The 20,633-nt window shown below is 46.7% G+C and carries 15 protein-coding genes and 2 tRNA genes; 14 read left to right on the top strand and 3 right to left on the bottom strand.

Annotated features, from left to right (window positions below; genetic code table 11):
• Positions 1 to 9 precede the first annotated feature (9 nt).
• From AC0KH7_RS07100 to AC0KH7_RS07090, 3 genes are read left to right on the top strand one after another with little or no spacing between them, the layout of a single operon-like run.
• Positions 10 to 441, top strand: a complete 432-nt coding sequence (locus AC0KH7_RS07100; protein WP_472372017.1) for a hypothetical protein — start codon at positions 10 to 12, stop codon at positions 439 to 441.
• Positions 431 to 1,828, top strand: a complete 1,398-nt coding sequence (locus AC0KH7_RS07095) for an MATE family efflux transporter (RefSeq protein WP_472372015.1) — start codon at positions 431 to 433, stop codon at positions 1,826 to 1,828. The genes AC0KH7_RS07100 and AC0KH7_RS07095 overlap by 11 nt, the downstream gene beginning before the upstream one ends.
• Positions 1,825 to 2,223 carry a YchJ family protein gene (locus AC0KH7_RS07090; protein WP_472372013.1) on the top strand — a complete coding sequence of 133 codons (399 nt, stop codon included), beginning with the start codon at positions 1,825 to 1,827 and terminating at the stop codon, positions 2,221 to 2,223. Before AC0KH7_RS07095 ends, AC0KH7_RS07090 begins: the two co-directional genes overlap by 4 nt.
• 11 nt (positions 2,224 to 2,234) lie before the next feature.
• Here AC0KH7_RS07090 and AC0KH7_RS07085 read toward each other — a convergent pair whose 3' ends face one another.
• Complete coding sequence (locus AC0KH7_RS07085; protein ID WP_472372011.1) at positions 2,235 to 2,423, bottom strand: hypothetical protein; 189 nt, start codon at positions 2,421 to 2,423, stop codon at positions 2,235 to 2,237.
• Positions 2,424 to 2,573: 150 nt separating this feature from the next.
• Between AC0KH7_RS07085 and AC0KH7_RS07080 the strand changes: the two genes are divergently transcribed.
• The 6 genes from AC0KH7_RS07080 to AC0KH7_RS07055 all read left to right on the top strand — a co-directional run bounded on the left by AC0KH7_RS07080 (position 2,574) and on the right by AC0KH7_RS07055 (position 9,465).
• Entirely contained in the window at positions 2,574 to 3,716 is a 1,143-nt protein-coding gene (locus AC0KH7_RS07080) for an SPOR domain-containing protein (RefSeq protein WP_472372009.1), read from the top strand.
• Between the two features lie 94 nt (positions 3,717 to 3,810).
• Positions 3,811 to 3,897, top strand: a tRNA-Leu gene (locus AC0KH7_RS07075).
• 25 nt (positions 3,898 to 3,922) lie between these two features.
• Positions 3,923 to 3,999, top strand: a tRNA-Val gene (locus AC0KH7_RS07070).
• A 199-nt stretch (positions 4,000 to 4,198) separates the two neighbouring features.
• Entirely contained in the window at positions 4,199 to 6,226 is a 2,028-nt protein-coding gene (locus AC0KH7_RS07065) for a hypothetical protein (RefSeq protein WP_472372007.1), read from the top strand.
• Between the two features lie 288 nt (positions 6,227 to 6,514).
• On the top strand, positions 6,515 to 6,904 hold the full coding sequence (locus AC0KH7_RS07060) for a homoserine dehydrogenase (protein WP_472372005.1): 390 nt from the start codon (positions 6,515 to 6,517) through the stop codon (positions 6,902 to 6,904).
• Between the two features lie 311 nt (positions 6,905 to 7,215).
• Positions 7,216 to 9,465 (top strand): methyl-accepting chemotaxis protein, encoded by a 2,250-nt coding sequence (locus tag AC0KH7_RS07055; RefSeq protein ID WP_472372003.1) that lies wholly within the window; start codon positions 7,216 to 7,218, stop codon positions 9,463 to 9,465.
• 47 nt (positions 9,466 to 9,512) lie between these two features.
• On the opposite strand, the gene AC0KH7_RS07050 is transcribed toward AC0KH7_RS07055, so the two are convergent.
• Positions 9,513 to 10,928, bottom strand: a complete 1,416-nt coding sequence (locus tag AC0KH7_RS07050; RefSeq protein WP_472372001.1) for a sodium/proline symporter — start codon at positions 10,926 to 10,928, stop codon at positions 9,513 to 9,515.
• A 320-nt stretch (positions 10,929 to 11,248) separates the two neighbouring features.
• On the opposite strand from AC0KH7_RS07050, the gene AC0KH7_RS07045 reads away from it, so the two are divergent.
• The 4 genes from AC0KH7_RS07045 (at position 11,249) to AC0KH7_RS07030 (ending at position 18,727) form a co-directional block, all read left to right on the top strand.
• Positions 11,249 to 11,632: a SpoIIAA family protein gene (locus AC0KH7_RS07045; RefSeq protein ID WP_472371999.1), complete on the top strand. Its 384-nt coding sequence runs from the start codon at positions 11,249 to 11,251 to the stop codon at positions 11,630 to 11,632.
• A 135-nt stretch (positions 11,633 to 11,767) separates the two neighbouring features.
• Positions 11,768 to 12,871 carry a cytochrome-c peroxidase gene (locus AC0KH7_RS07040; RefSeq protein ID WP_472371997.1) on the top strand — a complete coding sequence of 368 codons (1,104 nt, stop codon included), beginning with the start codon at positions 11,768 to 11,770 and terminating at the stop codon, positions 12,869 to 12,871.
• Positions 12,872 to 12,986: 115 nt separating this feature from the next.
• On the top strand, positions 12,987 to 16,139 hold the full coding sequence (locus AC0KH7_RS07035; protein ID WP_472371995.1) for a hypothetical protein: 3,153 nt from the start codon (positions 12,987 to 12,989) through the stop codon (positions 16,137 to 16,139).
• Between the two features lie 83 nt (positions 16,140 to 16,222).
• The gene (locus tag AC0KH7_RS07030; protein ID WP_472371993.1) at positions 16,223 to 18,727 is read left to right on the top strand and encodes a TonB-dependent receptor plug domain-containing protein; all 2,505 of its coding nucleotides are present in this window, start codon (positions 16,223 to 16,225) and stop codon (positions 18,725 to 18,727) included.
• 50 nt (positions 18,728 to 18,777) lie between these two features.
• Here the strand turns inward: AC0KH7_RS07030 and AC0KH7_RS07025 are convergent, their stop codons facing one another.
• Complete coding sequence (locus AC0KH7_RS07025; RefSeq protein ID WP_472371991.1) at positions 18,778 to 19,308, bottom strand: DUF3087 domain-containing protein; 531 nt, start codon at positions 19,306 to 19,308, stop codon at positions 18,778 to 18,780.
• A gap of 241 nt (positions 19,309 to 19,549) precedes the next feature.
• Here AC0KH7_RS07025 and queA point away from each other — a divergent pair, with 241 nt between their 5' ends.
• A complete protein-coding gene (gene queA / locus AC0KH7_RS07020) occupies positions 19,550 to 20,620 on the top strand; it encodes a tRNA preQ1(34) S-adenosylmethionine ribosyltransferase-isomerase QueA (protein WP_472371989.1) in 1,071 nt (356 codons plus the stop codon).
• Positions 20,621 to 20,633 lie beyond the last annotated feature (13 nt).

Here is a 20,633-nt window from a genome sequence, read left to right as displayed (position 1 = left end):
CGTTGTCTGATGTTTTGTTTATTTAAAAATTCCCGTATCGCGTATCCGTTGAACTGGTGGGTTTGGCTCGCCAGCTTGAGCGGCACAGGCTATTGGTTGTACTTCGCGTTTATCGAAAAAGCGTTTTTACAGAAAGTCTTTGCCGGGCAGGCTTTGTTTGTCGATTTGTTACTGGGCCTGCCCGTGGTATTGGTGTTCGCGTTGGTGGTGTACGCCATGATTTTCTGGGGGCTGAAAGTCTTAATTATTCTGTTCTGGTCGGACAAAATCATTCAGCTGCCGAGTGATGCCTCTGAGTTGAGCGATGAGTTGGATCCGACCTTGGAAGATCGCTATTGGGAACGCGAGGAAGACGCTCCAAGAGACCATCCGGCGGATTCGTCTTCCACGTCAAGTAAACCGACTTCTGAATCCGAAACCAACACATCGCATGACAAATAGCACCACTTCGAACCCCGTCAGTGGATATTGGCTGGAGTTGAAACAGCTGGTGCATTTGTCTGTACCGATTTTATTGGCGCAACTGGCTTTAACCGGGCTGGGCGTCGTGGACACGATTATGTCCGGTCAGGTGGGTACCGACGATTTGGCGGCCATTGGGTTAGGCTCCAGTTTGTTATTTCCGGTGTTTATGATTGCGACCGGTGTACTGTTGGCGGTGACGCCGATTGTGGCTCGCCAAAAAGGCCGCGAAGCCTGGGGCGACGTGACCCAATTTCTGCATCAGGCAATTTGGTTATCGATTCCGTTAGGCCTCTTTTCGTTATTTGTTTTAATGCATTTGCAATGGGTGCTGGATTGGTTGGCGCTGCCGCCAGCGGTTTACCGCTTGACCGATGATTATCTGTTTTATATTGCCTTTGGATTGCCCGGTATTGCGCTCTATCAAGCGTTTCGTTTTTTTTGGGAAGGGTTAGGGCTAACCGTTCCAACCATGATTATCAGTGGCTTGGCTTTGGTGATGAATATTCCGCTGAATGCTATGTTTATTTACGGTTGGGGGCCGGTTGACGCTTATGGCGCTGCCGGTTGCGGCATCGCTTCGGCGATCGTGATGTGGGCAATGTTGTTGATGGCGGTATTGTATGTGCTGGCTTCACGCCACACCTCGCATTTGGTGGCCTTGCATTGGGCAAGGTTCAGCTTGCCCAGTTGGCAAAACGGCATTCGAGATTTGTTGGCGCTGGGGGTTCCGAATACGCTGGCCTTATTGTTTGAAGTCAGTCTGTTCAGTTTTATCGCATTGTTTATCGCTCAGCTTGGCACGGTCGTGATTGCTGCGCACCAAGTCGCCATTAGTTATACCTCTATGGTTTTTATGATTCCGCTGAGCGTGGCGATGGCGATTACCGTACGCACCGGGTTGGCTTACGGGCAGGGACGCTTACAGGCCGTGAAGCAATCGTTGGTAACGGGAATCGGTTTTTCAGGCCTGATCAGTTTGGTGACGGCCGGACTGACGTACTGGCTGGCTTACCCGATTGCCGCACTTTATTCGCCGGATGCGGACGTGATTACACTGGCGGGCAGCTTGCTATGGCTGGCGGCGATGTATCAGCTCTTTGATGCGGTTCAAGTTGGTTGTGCTGGTGCCTTACGCGGTTTACACAGTACGCGTATTATCATGGTGGTCACCTTTATCAGTTACTGGCTGATTGGTCTTGGTTTAGGTTATGCGCTGGCCTTCGTCGATTGGTTTTGGGCGCCGCAAGGGGTGATGGGTTTTTGGATTGGTATTTTGCTGGGGCTGATGCTGGCCGCAGTGCTTTTGTCACTTAATTTGCGTCAGCGGGTTCGTTATTTGGTGAAAGCAGGGGAGTTGCAATGAGTGAAGCGCTTTGTCTGTGTGGGTCGAAAAAGTCGTATGCCGAATGCTGCCAGCCGTTTCATTCCGGGGTGGCTTTCCCGGCCACGGCTGAGCAGTTAATGCGCTCACGTTATACGGCTTATGCATTACACCTGAAAGATTATATCTTGCAAACTTGGGATAAAACCACCAGGCCTGGTGATTTTACCTTTGAAGTCGGCTTGCAATGGTGCAAGTTGCGAATTGTGAAAACCAAGCAAGGCACAGAAAAGGATGCAAAAGGCATGGTGGTGTTTCGGGCGGAATACGAGCTGGACAGCGAATTCGGCAGTGAAAAAGGCGTGATGACGGAAAAAAGCCGATTTAAGCGTGATGCCAATGATCACTGGGTGTATGTCAGCGGAGAGGTTTCCTAAACCAGGCGTTTCTATTCGGATTTGGAGCGATTAGAAGCGTCATCGGCGTGGTTGGTTTTTTGTGCGTTTTTTTCGTCTTTATTTTTAAAAAAACGGTACAGCCACCACATGGCTAATCCCACCACGGTAAGACTGACCACCAGCATTACCAAAGTAATTAATAAAGCGGAACCGACATCATCCAAACCGATACTGTGCATAGACTTTTTTCTATCCTTATTACTTCCCGCCGCCGTTAGCAGGAATCCGTAAAATTTCCCTTTGCAAAGGTCATGTAACATTCTACAATACAGAAGCGGTTGAAAGTGAAATTAATCGCTCCCATTAATCCGTTACGAAGTGTTTGTCGAATGGCCCAAACCATCTCAGAATTGGAAAAAGAAAGAGCCGAGTTGCTGGAAGCAATTGAAAGCCAGGCTCAGCAAATGTCTTCATCGCGCCAAAGCCGCGATACCCACAGCTCCGAACATACCTTGAACGATTGGCTCAATGCCGCAGAGGAAGTTATGCCCAGTACCCCGAAAAGACCGACATCATCCAATGACACCAAATCATCGAAACCAAAATCCAGCAAAGCCTCTTTCTTTGGCGTGGTGATCATGTTGTCACTGTTGCTGACAATTCTCGGCGTGGTGTACATCGCCTACACCAGCATTCATAACGAGCTGCAAAAAGTGTTGGCCGTGAAAGAAGACTCAATGCGCGAAGTCACTTTATTAAAAGAGTCGGTTGCGGAATTGAAAAAGTCGGTGGCTACCGGTGGAAAAAGCGAATTATTCGACCAATTACAGCAGCGTGTCGCTACTTTGGAAAAGGAATTGGCGGCCTTGAAGAAGCAACCGTTGGTAACGGCAGAAACGGTTGAAAGTCAAACCGTGACCGAGACAGTGCCATCCTCTGACGCTTTAGCTCCGAATGTGGTGACCACGGATATTTTGGAGCAGAAGCTGCAAGAATATACCCAGGGGATTGATAAAAAGCTCGAAGTGATTCTGAAACACTTGCACATTAATCCGGCCGAGATGGAAGAGGGAGGTCAGGCGGCAGGAGCGGCCAATGTCTCCATTAAGGAAGAAACGGTCAAGGAACCGTCCATAACCGAACCGGCACAACCGAAAGTGAAACCCCTGGATCAACCGGTGGTACGTTTGGTGAAAAAGGTTGAAAAACCAACGGAACCGACGACTGAAACCCCGGTGAAAAACTACACCGCCGATGTGAAATGGCTGTTGGAAGAACCGGCTTTTAATTACACCTTGCAGTTGGCCAGTATGCAAGAGCGCAGCTCGGTTGAGAAAATGATTCGTGAAAAAGGTCTGGACGGAGCCAAAATCATACCGTTGGAACGAAAAGGCGAGGCCTATTACGTTTTGTTGACCGGCAGTTATGCCTCTCGCACTGAAGCCGATAAAGCCGCTAAGCGTTACAAGCAAAACTTCGGCATTTCGCCTTGGGTACGTAAAATCAAAGACTTAAGCAACAAACTCGATTGATGCGCGAAAAAAGGCGCTTTTTAAGCGATTTTTCCTGGAAAAACGTTTGACTTGCCCAGGGAATCTCTCTATAATTCGCACATCTTTTCACAGCGCCAGTGTGATGAAATTGGTAGACATGACGGATTCAAAATCCGTTGGTGGCAACACCGTGGCGGTTCGAGTCCGCCCACTGGTACCATTTACTTTTCGTATATTCTCTATATACGACCGTAGCTCAGCTGGTTAGAGCACCACCTTGACATGGTGGGGGTCGGTGGTTCGAATCCACTCGGTCGTACCAAATTTTCTTTATTTTCCCGTCGTCAAAATATTTCGCATTTAACCGTTTGTGTGATGTTTTTGTGACTTTCGTATCATAGTGTTTTCTTTTATCCTTTAAGTGTTTTATACTCGGGGAAAATTCAATATTCGGATAATGCGCAAAGAAGCTCTTAACCGGTTTTGTCAGTAAGCACTCAGTTTTCGGAAAGGATAACGGTATGAAGGTCATTCACGGATTGAAATTTTTAGTTGTTTTCACGCTCTCTTTATTTATATCCGCTTGTGGCGGCGGTAGTTCATCAAGTTCTTCAGATAACCTTGATGCAGCTACTCCAACTTCTAAACTGGAACTGTCTTACGAAGAAAATATCGGCGAAACGCTTTACTATAATGACCCCACAGGCCCGCAGTTTAATTATAAGCCGGTTTTCGTCTTTAAAAACACATCCGGTTCTTCTGTTACCGTCAATACTGTGGATGTCAACGATGCGTCTTATTTAACCAATGTGTCGTATCAGTGTAATGGTGTTTCGAAGGCGTTGCCGTGTTCATTAGAGGCTGATGAGACCTTGAGTGTGAAAGGAACGCTTGCCGGTTTCAGTGAAGCGAACAATTCTAAAACCCTTTCTAACTCTAAAACCCTTTCTTTAACGTTTAAAAATACCAACAATGAGAGCATTGGCCAGTATGAAATGACGACGCAGTTCGTTAAATATTTAGCTTACCATGTTGCCGTGCGTACGATTAATAAAAATGCGGGTGCGACAGCTTTGTACTTGGCTGCGGCCTATGGTGGAAACACGGTGCATTTTGCTAAAAATAGTGATGGACTCTATGTCGGTACAAAAAGTACTACGATGGAGTATATGACCGATGACTTTTCTTTTCCTAATAAGGATGGCGGAGTTGTGTATATTCCAGATGGTTCGTCAGGAACACTTTATTTGTCATTTGAACAATTTACTTATGAACAAACCCCTAGTGTAAATGATCCAAGAACGCCTGGTTTCTTTACCGCTGAATTTACCTATTTGAATCAGGTGCCGAGTCCACCGCCTAAGTGTACAGCATCAGATGGAACCTGTGAGCAACTTACTTTGGATACAACCTATGTTAATTATATGCAGTATTTCGGTTCTGCTAGCACACTGGGAACTTCCAGTTATTTACCGGATTCTGTTTTAACGGGTAATGGTTATGCCGGAGCAACGGAAGATGCCATTTCACAGGGGACAGCAGCCGTTTACAAAGCCATTTACGATGTTTATGAAACCTTTGATGTTCCTTGGAAGTACGTCGAACCTGCTACGCCGGATTTAACGGCCAACTATTTTGCAACATCTAAGACGGGTGGGGCCATTCCGGCTGATACAACCACGCTTTACGCGCCTATCCAGCTTTTTGATGCCGCACAAGCATCGAATGCACCAATGGGCAATGACTATTACACCAGTTATGTGAATGCCCTTTGGGAGTACATGAAAACGAATCCTATTTTTGTTGATGCCAGTTCGGTAACAAACCCAGCAAGTCCCGGGTGTATATTAAAAGGGCAGGTTGTAACAGCAAGCCCGCAAGATTTACTCAAATTTCAAGCGGTTGATGTTTCAAAGTGTCCGGACTATGCATATGTGGTTCCGGCCTTGGCTGGTAGTTTTTCATCTTGTACTGGTTCGACCGCTCCGGTATCGGGAGGAACGGATTGTGCCGATACACCAAATTTAACGTTTGCCAAGTTCAATACTTGCGATTTTGTAACCGCGGCCGGTTCGGCGTCATGCAGTGGAACAACTATTGATCAATCAAAGTTTGTAAGCAATACAACCCTTTGGGGGCCAAATGGTACCTTTAGAGCGATTGTCGGGCGTGCCATTGCTTCTTATCAGGCGGCCGGTTTGCTTCCTATTTGTTCCGGTTCCGGTATGACACCAATCAGTGAATCTAGTCCGATGAATCAAACCAATAGCCGTAATGCCGTGGCAACCGGTAATGCGTTTCAAAACCCGAGTTGTTTGACGGGCCTTAGTAGTTCTAAACCGGTGTACAATCTGTACACCAAAGAGTTATCAAAATACGTTCAGGCTTATACCTATAGCTATGGCGACTTCTTGGGAATGGATGCTACCATGACCTATTCCCGTAATGCATTTTCCGGTAATGACGGTAGCGAGACCTGTGCAACTAACCCGGATAGTCAGTTCTGTAATTTACCGCGTGCCTTACCGATTACGTTGAAAATTCATTAAGGCTGAGACGAGATGCCTTTCATTAAAACGCCCAGACCTGGGCGTTTTTTATATTTAAAACTCACTTGGTTCGTTCCAATGAATGGCAGCCCGTCTTTAATTTTTGCACTTATAACCTATGCGTTTTTAGCTATAAAAAATCCATATCCAGAAAACGGGGTGATTGCATAGATTGGCTAAGTAGGATGTCGTATACTCTAATGGGTGGCATCTAACCTTTGTTTTTATAAGGAAATTAATGAGGTTTTTACGGTGCCGGTTTTAATAGAGCATGGAGGAGCGTACTCAGTGAGAAAAATCACGATATTAATGATTGGTTTAGGTCGTATTGGCGGCAAATTTTATGAACAGTTCAGCGAATTGAACCCGGATCAAGTGGAAATCATCGCAATCAGCGAACCGAATTTTGAAAACCCTTTGGTGGACGATGCTGAAAAGAAAGGGATTCCGAATTATCCACAGTTTGAAGAGGCCATTGACCGTTTCGGAGAGGGCATCGACATTATTATGGATACCTCGAACCGGCCGGAACTGAAACAGGCAATCCGTCAAAAATTGGTGGATTCGGGCAATCAGCACAGTGTGGTTGTGCCAATGGTGGTGGACTATTTAATGTGGTATTTGTTACCGGGAACAGAAGCCATTCCACAATCGCATCATAAGAATATCGGTTATTAGTGTCAGTTTAGCAACCGTTATTCAAAAAGGCGCTGAATAAGCGCCTTTTTTGTATGTGAATTTAGGCTTATAAACAGGTAGCAAAGCTCTTATTTTGACGGTTTTAGGTTGATTTTTGTCATTCTTTGAGGACAAAGTTAAACCTTAAGTATTGTTATTTATATTTCTAGTTATTCTTTTTTAATTCATTACCATTTTCTTATATAATCCTGGCCTAATAAAATGCAACAGTGGTGTAACACTGTGCGAACGTCACTCTGAATGTTTGTCTTTAAATGTTTTGAAAACCTCGTTTCGAGGCTGAGGATTCTATGACCATTCGAACAAGATTAATTTTGTCTTTTGCAGCCATGCTGCTCCTTACAGCCATTCTTGGGCTGACAACCTTATGGGAAACGCAACGGCTTTCTAGCTCTCAGGAGTTAATCGTCAGTGACCGATTACCGAAACTGTCCGCGGTGAATACTATTCAAGCACTTAACCCTCGTATACAGCGAGACTTTCGGGAGTATTTATTGGTTACGGATGAAACGTCACGAGATGTTTTAATGAAGCGTATTTCGAATTATCGTCAAGATGTTGCTAAGCAGTTCGAGTATTTGAAACAAAATACACATTCCAAGAAAGGGAAACGTTTGCTGGCGGATCTGGAAGCGAAAAACACGGATATGATTGACGTTAATAATCTGGCTGTAGAATGGGTTAAAAATGGTTATGAAGAGCAAGCCAAGCAAACTCTGTTGGATTCCACGTCAAGAGAGAAGCGCATTGCCTTAAGGGATGCTTTGCAAGACATTGCTGATTATCAGGATGGATTGGCAAAGCAAAGCGGCGATGAAGGCGTTCGAATCGCCAATGAAACTCGGGTGGTCGTGACGGCGATTTTGATTGCCGGGTTGGTTTTTGGGGTGCTTATGGTGCTGTACATTTTGCGAAGCGCCGTCAAGCCGATTAACGAGATGCAAAGTGTGATGCAGGCTGTCGCGCAGGATGGTAATTTCAAACGTCAGGTGCCGGTTAGGAGCAAAGACGAGATTGGTTTGGCATTGATGGCCTTCAACCAGTTGCTGAAAAACTTGGATGAAGCCCTTGAGCAAACGGGGCTGGTGGTTGTGGCGCTGTCGGAAGGCGATTTCTCTAAACGCATTACCGGCGATTTTGTCGGCAGCTTGAATGATGTCAAGCAGGGCGTCAATACTTCGGTGGAACAGGTTTCAAACACGATGACCGAGTTGAATCAGTTGATGCAATCCATGGCGCGTGGCGACTTTAAAGCTCGTTTCGATGCCGATGTAAAAGGTGAGTTTTCAGAAATTGCCAGCAGCGCGATGACCACCGTGAATGGTTTGGATCGTGTGATTTCCGAAATCAACGGTGTGATGGCGCAAGTGGTGGATGGACAGTTTTCGGGGCGTGTTAAAGCCAATGCCGAAGGCGATTTAGCCAAGTTGAAAACGTCGATTAACGAAACACTGAACAATTTGGAAAGTGTGATGCGTAATATCGGCGATGTATTGCAAGCGCAAGCACAGGGCGATTTCACTAAAGAAATCACGACGGAATGTCATGGGCAATTGAAAGAGTTAAAAGACGCTATTCATTTTTCCTCTACCAAGGTGAGCGAGGTGGTTGCCCAAATCAGTCACAGTAATGAAGTGGTGGCATCGGCCGCACAAGAGTTGGCGCAAGGCTCCAGTGATTTGTCGTCGCGCGTTCAACAGCAGGCGGCCGCGTTGGAAGAAACCTCAGCCACGATGGATCAAATGGCTTCGACCGTGAAACAAAACACCGATAATGCCATTCAGGTCGCAGATATGTCGCAACAGGCCAGTGAAGAAGCCGGGCAAGGCATGACGGTGATGAAGCAGACCATTGAAGCCATGAATGGCATTAAAGACTCCAGTCACCGTATTGCCGACATCGTGACCTTGATTGACGGTATCGCTTTCCAGACCAACTTGCTGGCCTTGAATGCGGCGGTGGAGGCGGCGCGTGCCGGTGACCACGGGCGTGGTTTCGCGGTGGTGGCCGGTGAAGTCCGCGCTTTGGCGCAAAAGTCGGCCGAAGCAGCGAAAGAAATCAAAGACTTGATTGAAGAAAGCGTGAGCCGTGTCGAAAACGGTAGCCGTCTGGCCGAAGATTCCGGGCAATCGTTGGAGTCGATTACTGAGGTGATTCGCCAGGTCAATGGCATGATTAATGAAATCTCCAAAGCGTCACAGGAGCAAACCACCGGTGTTGAACAAGTGAATCGTGTGGTGACCGATATCGACCAGATGACCCAGCAGAATGCGGCGTTGGTGGAAGAATCTGCATCGGCTTCGGAAGAACTGAACGAACAAGCGAATGAAATGCGGGAAGCGGTGGCCTTCTTTAAAGTGGTCGGGGGCTATACGCCTAAGGCACTTGAAGCGGAGACTGCGTTGAATGCCCCCAAAGCCGCTGAACCTGCCGCTTTGGAAAGCCAGTCGGCACGCCATGCCGAGAAGCTAGCTCCGACAAAATCGGCTTCCAACTCGGATAAGGTGTTGGAAAATGATGGCGAGTGGTCAACTTTTTAAAGGCCCTCGAAAGGCCTACGCTTTCATTCATCTGATTGATCCCGGCGTTAGCCGGGATTTTTGTTTGCGGCCACTGGAATAAGTCGCGATCCCAGGAAAGCGGTTCCAAGCCCGAACAAGAAGCCGAAGGTGATGGTGTACACAAACGATAGCCATCCAAAATAAGTAATCAGTGTAAAGCTCAGCATGCCGACCAGAATGGTTAAAATCGCCCAGGCCTGGTTGATTCGTTGTTTTAACGCCAGCCAGATAATCAATGGGCCAAAGGCCGAACCGAGCAGCCCCCAGGCATCCAAGACCAGACTGAACACGGTTTGGTTGTTGGATAAAGCGATGGAAACGGCGACAACCAAGATGGTGAAGGTGGCGAGTTTGGTCAGCATCAGGCTGTTGGTCGGCGTGTTTCGTAAATCCCGCGTTAGAGACGCCGAGCAAGACAGAATCAGGGAATCCACAGTTGACATGGTCGCGGCAAACAGCGCGGCCAGCATCAGGCCGGCAAACATATCCGGCATCAATTGGTTAGCCAACAGTGGCAGGGCCATTTCAGCATCGAAGTTATCGGTGGAGGGGATTAATAAGCGGCTTAAAAGTCCGACACAGAGGGTCAGACCATAAAATACCGTAAACCAACCGTAATAATAAAACTGCATTTCTTTCGGCGTACGATCCGGGTGCAGTGTCATAAAGCGGATGACCACATGCGGTTGACCGATGACGCCCATGCCGCCGAATATCCAGCCAATGACAAACAAAACGGCAGAAAAGGCATTCAGATCGGAGGGAAACCAGAACATATAGTCGCTGGATACCTCATGCAATAAATGATTGATGTCACCGAAACTGCCAAGCGACACCACGCCGAAATACACCATCAGCAGCATACCGCCCAGCATGACGATGGATTGCGCCACGTCGGTCCAAATCGAAGCGCGTAAGCCGCCAACCAAACTGTAAACGAAAATAATGACCGCCGCCAATAAGATACCGGTTTCTCTTGGCCAATCCAATAAGGCTTCGGTGGCTTTGGTACCGGCTTTCAATTGTGCCGCCGCGTAGATGGTGAGAAATAGAATGGTCAATAACCCGATGAGTTGGCGTAGACGATGTGCGCTGGGCGCTTTCATCCAATGCAGAATCAGCCCGCCGAACGAATGAACATGGTCGTTCTGCGCCTGGGTTTGAATGGCTTTGACGGCCTGGCGTTGCACCAACCAATCGCCGAAAATCCAACCGATCATCAGCCAGATGGAGGACAGCCCCATAAAGTAGGTGGCGCCGATCATGCCGATAAACATAAAGCCGCTGTTATTGGTGGCAACAGCCGACAAACCTACCAATGCAGGGTGGACGCTTTTACCCGCAACGAGGTAATCTTCGGTGGTTTTTCGCGAGAAAAAGTAACTGGCGACACCAATCAAAAAGAACAAGGATAGAAAAAACAAAAAAGTATATAAAATCATAGGATTCCGATTGATTGAAATGGGTTGCTGTTGGAAAAAGGCTGAGGTACCGTCTGGGCGGAGTAAGGCATTGAAGGAATTGAAGGAATTGAAACAGATCGGGCTAGAAGCAAGAAAGCCGAATCGATGAAAGCGGTCAAGCTGTCGATAATAACGCCTTTGGGAGGTGTTTAAATTGGTATTCATCCTAACAAACCGTTTCCGGGATGGCAAATTTGGTGTGAAACGGGATTTTAATTTTGCGTGATTAAGCGTATGATTTGAATGGTTGTTGAGACGTCTCTTCGGAGGCATTTTAAAGCAGTGTTTAGGAGGCAAAGATGGCAGTTCAAAAACACGGTATTTCGTTGGGCATCCAACGGGTCGGCGCGCAGTTTTTTCTGGCGTTGACCGCAGTAGGAAAACTGACGCACGAAGATTATGAAATGATGACCCCGATGATTGATTCAGCCTTGGAAGGGGTTAAAGAAGCGAAAATTCATGCCTTGGCCGATTTAACCGAAATGGAAGGCTGGGAAATGCGTGCCGCCTGGGATGATTTTCGGCTGGGCATGAAGCATCGTAATCAGTTTGAAAAAATCGCCATTTTGGGCCATAAAAAGTGGCAGGAATACTCGGCCAAAGTCGGTAAGTGGTTTGTGTCGGGCGACATCCAGTATTTTGAAGACGAACAAGCAGCGTTGGATTGGTTGCAGGAACCGTAATCGATAACGTTATCTCAATATTAAAAACCACCAGGCCTGGTGGTTTTTTTATGTCTAAAAAATACAGAAGGGGGTTTTATAAGGTAATAAAAAGAATTATCATTTGCTTTTTTGGTTGTATTGAAGAGGGTTTTAATGAAAAGGGCGTTCTTTTTTTTCTTGATATTGGTGTTGATCGTTTTAACCGTGGGCGCGTCTTGGTGGTTTTTAAGCTTGGGTAACAGCAGTTCGAGTTTACGTTCTCTTTATGCCACACAACCGGAAAATTGGCCCCAACCCACGTTGGATGAAGGGGTTGAACTGGATGAGTTAGGTTCTTTACCCCCTGTACAAGCGGTGGACGATGAATTGGCCGACTTGGGAAAACACCTCTTTTTTGACCCCAGACTGTCCAAGTCAGGGCAGATTTCCTGTGCGTCTTGCCATGATCCGCAATTAGCCTGGGCAGATGGTCGACGTTTTGCTTTTGGTCATGATCGGGCACAGGGTAATCGTAATACCATGAGTTTGTTCAATATCGGTTTGTTCAATGAATTTTTCTGGGATGGTCGAGTGTCGGGCTTGGCCAAGCAAGCGCTGGTGCCGATTGAAAACCCCATCGAAATGAATGCCAAGCTATCCGAGGTGTTGGAGAGATTGAATGCGACAGCCTTTTATCAAAGTGCTTTTCAAACGGTTTTTCCGGAAGAGTCGCACATTACCGACGAGATGCTTGGGCAAGCGTTGGCTGGATTTGAAATGACCATTCGTTCCAGAAAAACACGGTTTGACCGGTTTGTGGAAGGGGACTATAAGCAATTGTCGGATCAGGAGATTCAGGGGCTTCATTTATTCCGTACAAAAGGGCGCTGTTTGAATTGTCACAGTGGCGCTTTATTTTCGGACCAAAAATACCATAACACCGGCTTGAGTTACTTTGGCCGCAAATATCAAGACTTGGGGCGCTATGAAGCGACACAGCTTGAAACGGATAAAGGAAAATTCAAAACACCTTCATTACGAAATATCACGCTTTCTGGCCCTTATATGCACAACGGTCTGTTCCCGCACTTGAGAGGGGTGCTCAATATGTATAACCATGGGATGACCGTCAATAAAAAGCTCAAACCTGGGGAGCCCGCGGTTTCATCTTTGATAAGGCCTTTAAAGCTGACCAGAAAGGAGTTGGAAGCCCTCGAGTCTTTTCTGGAAGCCATTTCCTCGGAGAGCAGTGGTTATGTCTCTCCGCCTAATTTTTAAACTTTTCCTAAATTAATTGACGACCGACGGTTGTAATTTTCTCATAAATGTAAATAATAATAACTATCATTTATTTTATAATTGTTTTTCCAAAATTTATTTTTTCGGGGTTTTTATGTTTATGAGAAGTCGTTATAAAGCGTTGGTTGTCACCGCTTCTTTTTCTTTATTGCTCTCTGCCTGCGGTGGAGGCGGCGGTTCTTCCAGTTCCGGGAGTACTACACCAACGCCTTCAGACCCTGATACATCGACTCAAACTGTGCTGGGGAAGGTGGTGGATCCAGCCATTGAAAATGCCATTGTCAAAATGTGCCGAATCGATTCACCATCCATGTGTCTTACGCAAAAAACGCTCACGAATGCGGTCGGGGGATATTCACTGCAGGTGCCAGGGGATACCGATTTGACAGCACATTCCATTGTCAGTATTGGTGGTTCGGATACCGAAACCGGTGAAAGCTTAGGTCGCATGGCGTTGAGTTCGCCTTTGGCGTTTTCTGAAAATGGCATGCTTTACGTCACGCCGGTGACGACACTGGTTTCCAATTACATGATGTCCCAATCGGTTGATGTTGAAACCGCCAGAACGGCCATCGCCTCTCAGCTCAATTTATCGAAAAGCATTCTCGATGACTCCACCGAGAGCTCAGCTAGCTTAATGAAAACCGGTTTGATGTTGACGCAAGTTGGTTTGAATCGAACAGAAGGGCTTTCTGGTTTAACGGTCAATAATGGCGATTTGGATGCCTTAATTGATTCTCAGGTCTCCGACGCGACGGTATGCGCTAAATTGAAAGAAACCAATCGTTACATTCAAGCGGCCACAACCGTTAGCGGGGCCGTGAACGCTTTTGTGGTGCATAAAGCGGTTTTAGAGAGTGCGTTTTTGAACAGTGCGGATTTATCCGACGCGACGACGTCGAGCAACGCTGAAAAAATTACCGAAAAAGTGCTTCAGATTTTAAGTGATAACGGTGTTTCCCAGGCGAATAGAGCGCAAGCGCAATTAATCCTTTCTAAGCTGGACAGTTCTTTGGACGTCACCGACGCTGGCATGACGATTCCCGAACCGGATCTGAGTGGCGTGAACTTGGCCGCCGTGGTGGTCGATAATTTATTGAATAATGAGCAGCCGTTGGCGGAAGCCTTGTCTGGGGACAGTGATTCAAAACGAGCCTACTATTTTGCCTCTTCCGCTTCTTATCTGGCCCAGTCGGAAACCATTGTGGCGGATGTCACCGATGTCGACACCATGGAAGATGTTTATGTTGCGCTGGCAGAAGCCTATCTTAAAAATGGGGAACCGGAACTGGCTTTGCAATATGCTAACCGAAAATTATTCAAACCCATCAGTGAGGCGGAAATTTCAGAGGACATTGCCGATTACTATATCGACCACAATGAGGAGCTGGAAACAGCCGAAGCGCTTCTGGATAAAGCGTATACCTTGATGAAAAGTTATCTGGAATCTAAAGGTTTTGCCAGTGTTAAGTCTGCAGATTTGCAGATTATGATGGCGGTGTATGGTGGTTATAACCACCTAGGGAAAACTGAAAAAGCCGATCAGCTTTTTTCTTATGTAAACGCTATGGTTGATAGTTTTGGCGATAATTATAGCCCTTATTTTGCACTTGTCAGTGGCTTAGCGTCTTCGGCGGAAGTGTTTGCTGAAGAGGGGGAGTCGGTATTGGCTCGTTCAATTCTGGAAAAAGCCTATGATGTGGCGAAAATCATGCCACCCAATAATAAAGCCAAATATCCGGATACACCGGAAAAATGGAATTATTTCACGAAAGTCTTTGCTATGGTCACTGTCATGGATGTTTATTACTGGCAATTGCAGGATACTGGTAGAGCGCTTTCCATTATTAACGATATTCAACTGATTCGTGCCGATGACGGCATTGCCGGGAATACCTATAAGACTTACGACGATGCAACCCTTGCGAGAACGGACTTTCATATGTATTCATACATCGTTCCTCTGTTAGCGGATTATGGCTATAACACAGCGCAAATCAGTGACGTAATCGGGACGATGGTACAAGAAAAATATATATCCAATGCGTGGGCGAATTTTGCAAAATTCTATGCTAAAACGGACATTGGCGGTGCTTTACAGGTTATTTCCGATGAGATGACGGCAACGGCGTTTGGTTCCGATTATTATCGCGATGTTGTTAAAGCCTTAACGTACAACGGTATTAATAAAGGTGGCGACTATATGGCGCAATACTTGATCGAAAATGGCTATAACGCGGAGGCGATTAAAGCTGTCGATGCGGCCAGAGCCGCGCTTGATAATGCTGTTGCGAATGGAATTGAAACCTCTGACTCGAATAAAGCCAGATATTACGTGAATTACGGCTATGCCAAGCTCGCGGATTTATATTATTTTGCCGGTGCACCCGATGCCAAAATTAATGAAATGATGGATTTGGCCATTGCCATCGCCACCAATGCGGATAGTGCGCCAGAAAGCGCTAAAGTGTCTGATCCTTATCACCAAGTTTATGCTTTGACTTACATTGCGGATCATTATTTGGAAATGGGTATGGTTGATAAAGGCACTGAGTATGCTGAAATGGCTTTGGCTTATGCGGACAACATTTCTGATTTATTGAAGCGTGATGACCGTTTGGGGACATTGGCAACTGTGATCAATGATGAAGGGGATTCAATGTTGGCCACTTCCACAAAAGTTACGGATGCCATTTATGCTCTGGCAACGGGAGATGCGATGATGGATACCGATTCGGTCCAGGAAGATTATGTTGCCAAAGCGGAAATTTTAGCGGGTAGTTATCGGTCTGCGACCTACTCTTTTGCCAGTAATCTCGCCGTCTTTTATATTGAAGTTAATAATTTAACGAAAGCACAAAATGCGGTAAATGCCTTAATTGATGTGGCCGGTAATATTGCCGACGATGGAGACCGTATCGACTCTTATCAAGCGGTGGTTTATGGTTATGCACTGCTCAATCAAGTGGATTTGGCGAAAAGCTTTGCTGTCGCGAATATTCCGTATACAGAGGATTATTTACAGAGTTTGGTGATTTTGTCGCATGCATTAGCCAATTATGATGCGTTTAAGACGTGTGATGTAGCGACCGTGGATTTCGACAAAGATGGTAAGCCTGATTTTTACGATTACGGCGCGACCAATGATCAGATTGCCGCGTGTGGCCTGACACTGGATGACGACAGTGATGGGGATGGTGTTATCGATTCGAATGATTTAACGCCGTTCTATGCCGGTTCTTATTAAATAATCCAATTTTAACCAAATCATAGGGTGGGGGCGAACAGCTTCCGCCCTTTTTTGCGTTGAACGTAATTGAGCAAGAAAAAGTGACACATTATCAAAGAATTTTACTTGGCAGTAGCTTATGGGTCCTGCCGGTTTATGACGTTATAGCGGATGAGCTGCCGACGGTTGTAGTGCAAGGCGAAACGGAAGAACACTCGCTCTCCAAAGACTCGACCAGTCAGTCAGGAAAAAGCGTTTTATCCGAAGAGGTTTTGAAGGCTATGCCAGAGGGTAACGGCAATATGAACGAAGCCCTGAGAATTGTACCGGAAGTGGAGTTGAGCGACTCTTCAATGACCTCCTCGCAAGCTGGGGAAATCAAGCCGGGGGAAGTGTCGATTTTGGGCGGGCGAGCGTACCAGAATAATTTTATTGTGGATGGCTCACCAAACAACTCGATTTTAGATCCGGCATCCGAAAGTAATGGTATTGGGAGTGTGGCAGGCCATTCTCAAGAAATGTTTCTGAATTTGGATTTGATTGAAAGTATCAATGTGTACAGCAGCAATGTGCCGGCTAAATATGGACGGTTTGGTGGCGGTGTAATTGATGCTAAAACCAAGCGTGCCAAATTTGACTTTACCGGTCGCATCAGCGGGCGTTATACCTCGGATGCAATGACACAGTTTCATGTGCCGGACGAAACGGATTTTGAGCTATCGAATAATGCCTCAAAGGCGCAACCGAAGTTTGATAAGCAAAACTATAACGTGTTTATCAATATGCCAATTAACGAAGATACCGCGTTTTATATCAATTATGACCGAACTTCGTCCAATATTCCGGTTTTGCACCTTGGTGAAACAGTTAATGAAAAACGGGGACTTGATAATATCCTGGCAAAAGTGACCCATTATTTTAATGATGATCACGTTGTCGACGCGTCATTCACCTATGCGCCTTATACGGAAACCCGATATTTGACCACAACGGCGAACAGTCAATACGACATCGAAGGCGGCGGCTATAAGTTCAACCTGGATTTTGAAAATCGATTTGATGTCGGGGTGTTTAAAACCACCGCGTCTTATAACCAAAGTTACAATCGCCGTTTTGCGCCAGATGATTATTATCGTTGGGCGCCAACGGATACCTTTCCTTGGGGGCGTGTCTATTCCGATGGGGTATATTCGAAAGAAGGCGGTTATGGCGACCTGGATAGCCAGCAAAGTCGAACCTATTTGAAGTCGGACTTTGAAGGTAAAGAGTATTCGATTGGTAGCTGGCTAAGTCAATTCAATGCCGGAGCGGAATTGGATTATGTGTCGGCCTATAAAAAACGGCCTAACGATACCCATAATTATGTGGTGGGTAACGATGCCAGTGGCCTGCCGGAAGCAGGGTTATCGAATTTAAGGTGTAATGGGACGGATGCCTGTGTGGAGGGTGAACAATATGCCGTTGGAGATATTACCTATAGTGCCGGTCAGGCCAATGCGGACATTATGAATGTCGGAACCTATTTAGAAGATATTCTGGAGTATGAACGTTTAATGCTGCGTTTGGGGCTGCGATACGACTATAACGACTTTATGGAAAACCACGATGTGGCTTATCGTACGTTTGGTAAGTTCGATTTGTTCGGCGGTAAAAAAGTGTTTTTGACGGGGGGGATGAACCGTTATTACGCCAATACGTTTTTGACCTACAAGTTACGACAAGCCGGACTGGATTATCAGCAATATACTCGTGGAGCAACGGCGGGTTATGACGCTTACGGTCAAAAGGTCATTACGCCGGACGCTTGGAGTCTCGGAACTGGAACCAATGAAGACATTACCCGTTACTCGGAATTGAATACGCCCTATACCGACGAGAAATCACTTGGGGTGGAAATTAATGTTTTTGGCGGTGTGTTTGTCGCCGAGCGAGTGTTCAGAAACAGTTACGATCAATTTGTCAGTACTACCAGCCCGGTGGCGGATGACGGCCATCAATATGAAGAAATGACCAATGATGGTTGGAGTAAGTACGATAGCTGGAAGCTGGAATGGCGCCGTGAATGGACTCGGCATTTGTTGCAAGTGAGTTTCTTCATCGGTGAAGGCGAGAAGAATTTCTTGGATAATTACGATGATGAAGTTGATGACGGTGTGAATACCGCAGAAATCTACTACAACGGTGAAACTATTCCGATTTCTCAAATGGGAAAAATTAAAGACCCGAATCCGGGAACCGTGAAGTTGTATTACAGTTATCTGCCACGCGAAAACTTACAGTTGGGTGTGTATGCCTTCTATAAAGACGGCTATACTCGTTTTGAACAAACCGGGGCGGAGCATGTCGAGTTCGTTCAGGATGATGGAACGGATAGAACATCGTCTTTTGATATTACCAATGAATACGACTACATTGACTATGAGCCATATTTTCAGATGGACTTATCCGCGATTTACCGCTTTAAAATCTCGGAAACCTTCTTGAGTTTGACTGTCGATGTCACCAATGTGTTCGATAATTACCAGAAAAAGTTCAATAAGAGCAGTGGTTCTTACGATTATGTATTGGGTCGTCAAATATGGCTGGGCGCCGGTTACGACTGGTAGAAAAGCGTTCTATAAAAAACCACCAGGCCTGGTGGTTTTTCATTTTAGGCTTACGATGCCTCGGGGTCTTTGTATTCTTCGACCATGCTGGGATCGAACCGGGTTTGGTTGATGTCGATGCCAAGATTGACCAGACGTTGAACCAACTGTTCTTTTTCGGATTTGATTTCAATCAGCTCATGGCTGTTTTCTTCCAGTTGATACATTTGGGTGAGCCCCAGGTGATAGAAGCGCAGGATTTTTAACGCCTTTTCATCGTCCTGATTGGCTTTGGCCTTGACCTTGTCAATGACGTTGGTGATGTACATTAAATTGCGTTTCAAACGCCAGCCGTACATGGCCTCGTTCATCCAGGCGCTGTCCTTAAAGAAAAAACGTACGATCAGGCCGGTAATCACCAGGCCGACAAAGGCCCCCAGCAGGTTCAACACGATGTGGTTCGAGCTGTAAGGGCCAAGATACTCCACAAAACTGGTCGCGGTAATCATGCCGATGACAATGAAAATCGCCATGATTTTTAAAGTGGCATTACGGGTTTGTTTGCGGTAAAACGCCGGATCAATGTCTTTGATTTCGAACATAACCGATTCCTTGCTGATTGCGTGTTATCTCCCCATGAACCGGGGCGTTATTCTGTGTATGGCAAAATCTTAGCATGACCGTTGCTGGGTTGCGAGACAATCTCATGATAATGGTCTAAATGGCCAGGCCTGGTGAATTTTGATTTTCCATCTCACGACACGGTCAAATCACGGTATAATCTTGCGTTTTTAACCCGTGACTGAAAACAGAACCGCCGGTCAATGTCCGGCATTCGATACTATGCGACGACAAGATTTTTATTTTGACCTGCCCGAAGAACTGATTGCGCAGCAACCAACGGAAGAGCGTACCCAAAGCCGACTGCTGGTGATGGAGCCGGACGGTGGTGTATCCGACAAATATTTCCCGGATTTACTGTCGTATCTGAATGAAAACGATTGTTTGATTTTCAACGACACCAAAGTCATCCCGGCGCGGCTGTTCGGGCAAAAATCCACCGGCGGTCAGGTGGAACTGTTGATTGAACGGGTGCTGGATCATGATCGGGTGTTGTCGCATGTGCGTTCCAGTCGCGCCCCGAAGCCCGGTGCCGTTCTGCACATCGCGGATGCGTTTGAGGCCGAAGTGTTGGGGCGAGAGGGTGCGTTATTCGAATTGAAGCTGTCGCAAAAAGCATCGGATGTGTCGGCTTTGGAATTGATTGAAGCGCACGGACATATGCCGTTGCCGCCGTATATTGAGCGCGAAGACGAATTGGAAGATAAAGAGCGCTATCAAACGGTGTATTCCGCCAAACCAGGAGCGGTCGCCGCACCGACGGCGGGACTGCACTTTGATGACGCCTTGCTGGAGCGCATTCGTGCCAAAGGCGTCTCGACCGGGTTTGTTACCTTGCATGTCGGGGCCGGCACCTTTAAACCGGTGCAAGTGGACGACATTGCCGAGCATGTCATGCACTCCGAAGTGATTGAAGTGTTGCCGGAAACCGTTGCCCTGATTGAGGAAACCAAGCGGAAAGGCGGGCGGGTGATTGCCGTGGGCACCACGTCGGTTCGCTGTTTGGAAAGCGCCGCGCATTTATCTGATTCCGGTGTTTTGCAAGCCTATCAGGGCGAAACCGATATTTTCATTACCCCCGGTTACGAATTCCAGGTGGTGGATGTACTCTTGACTAATTTTCACCTGCCGGAATCCACCTTGATAATGTTGGTGTCGGCGCTGGCCGGCTATCAGCGTACCATGCAAGCTTATGCGCATGCCGTAGAACAAGGTTACCGCTTTTTCAGTTACGGCGATGCCATGTTGGTGCATCCCGCGAAGAAAACGTCAGAAGAGGCGGTCAACGAATAACAAATGGACACGA

The sequence above is a fragment of the Hydrogenovibrio sp. genome (genome assembly GCF_965140365.1).
Lineage (GTDB): Bacteria > Pseudomonadota > Gammaproteobacteria > Thiomicrospirales > Thiomicrospiraceae > Hydrogenovibrio.
The sequence above is the reverse complement of the archived record's forward strand: the minus strand, read 5'-3'. Positions and strand labels throughout refer to the sequence as shown.

Bases quoted from the DNA above. Each gene is read 5' to 3' on its own strand.
- AC0KH7_RS07085 (WP_472372011.1), bottom strand. From the start codon at position 2,423: ATGCACAGTATCGGTTTGGATGATGTCGGTTCCGCTTTATTAATTACT.
- AC0KH7_RS07050 (WP_472372001.1), bottom strand. From the start codon at position 10,928: ATGATTTTATATACTTTTTTGTTTTTTCTATCCTTGTTCTTTTTGATT.
- AC0KH7_RS07090 (WP_472372013.1), top strand. From the start codon at position 1,825: ATGAGTGAAGCGCTTTGTCTGTGTGGGTCGAAAAAGTCGTATGCCGAA.
- AC0KH7_RS07080 (WP_472372009.1), top strand. From the start codon at position 2,574: ATGGCCCAAACCATCTCAGAATTGGAAAAAGAAAGAGCCGAGTTGCTG.
- AC0KH7_RS07040 (WP_472371997.1), top strand. From the start codon at position 11,768: ATGAAAAGGGCGTTCTTTTTTTTCTTGATATTGGTGTTGATCGTTTTA.
- AC0KH7_RS07025 (WP_472371991.1), bottom strand. From the start codon at position 19,308: ATGTTCGAAATCAAAGACATTGATCCGGCGTTTTACCGCAAACAAACC.
- AC0KH7_RS07055 (WP_472372003.1), top strand. From the start codon at position 7,216: ATGACCATTCGAACAAGATTAATTTTGTCTTTTGCAGCCATGCTGCTC.
- AC0KH7_RS07045 (WP_472371999.1), top strand. From the start codon at position 11,249: ATGGCAGTTCAAAAACACGGTATTTCGTTGGGCATCCAACGGGTCGGC.
- AC0KH7_RS07095 (WP_472372015.1), top strand. From the start codon at position 431: ATGACAAATAGCACCACTTCGAACCCCGTCAGTGGATATTGGCTGGAG.
- AC0KH7_RS07100 (WP_472372017.1), top strand. From the start codon at position 10: ATGTTTTGTTTATTTAAAAATTCCCGTATCGCGTATCCGTTGAACTGG.
- AC0KH7_RS07065 (WP_472372007.1), top strand. From the start codon at position 4,199: ATGAAGGTCATTCACGGATTGAAATTTTTAGTTGTTTTCACGCTCTCT.
- queA (WP_472371989.1), top strand. From the start codon at position 19,550: ATGCGACGACAAGATTTTTATTTTGACCTGCCCGAAGAACTGATTGCG.
- AC0KH7_RS07035 (WP_472371995.1), top strand. From the start codon at position 12,987: ATGTTTATGAGAAGTCGTTATAAAGCGTTGGTTGTCACCGCTTCTTTT.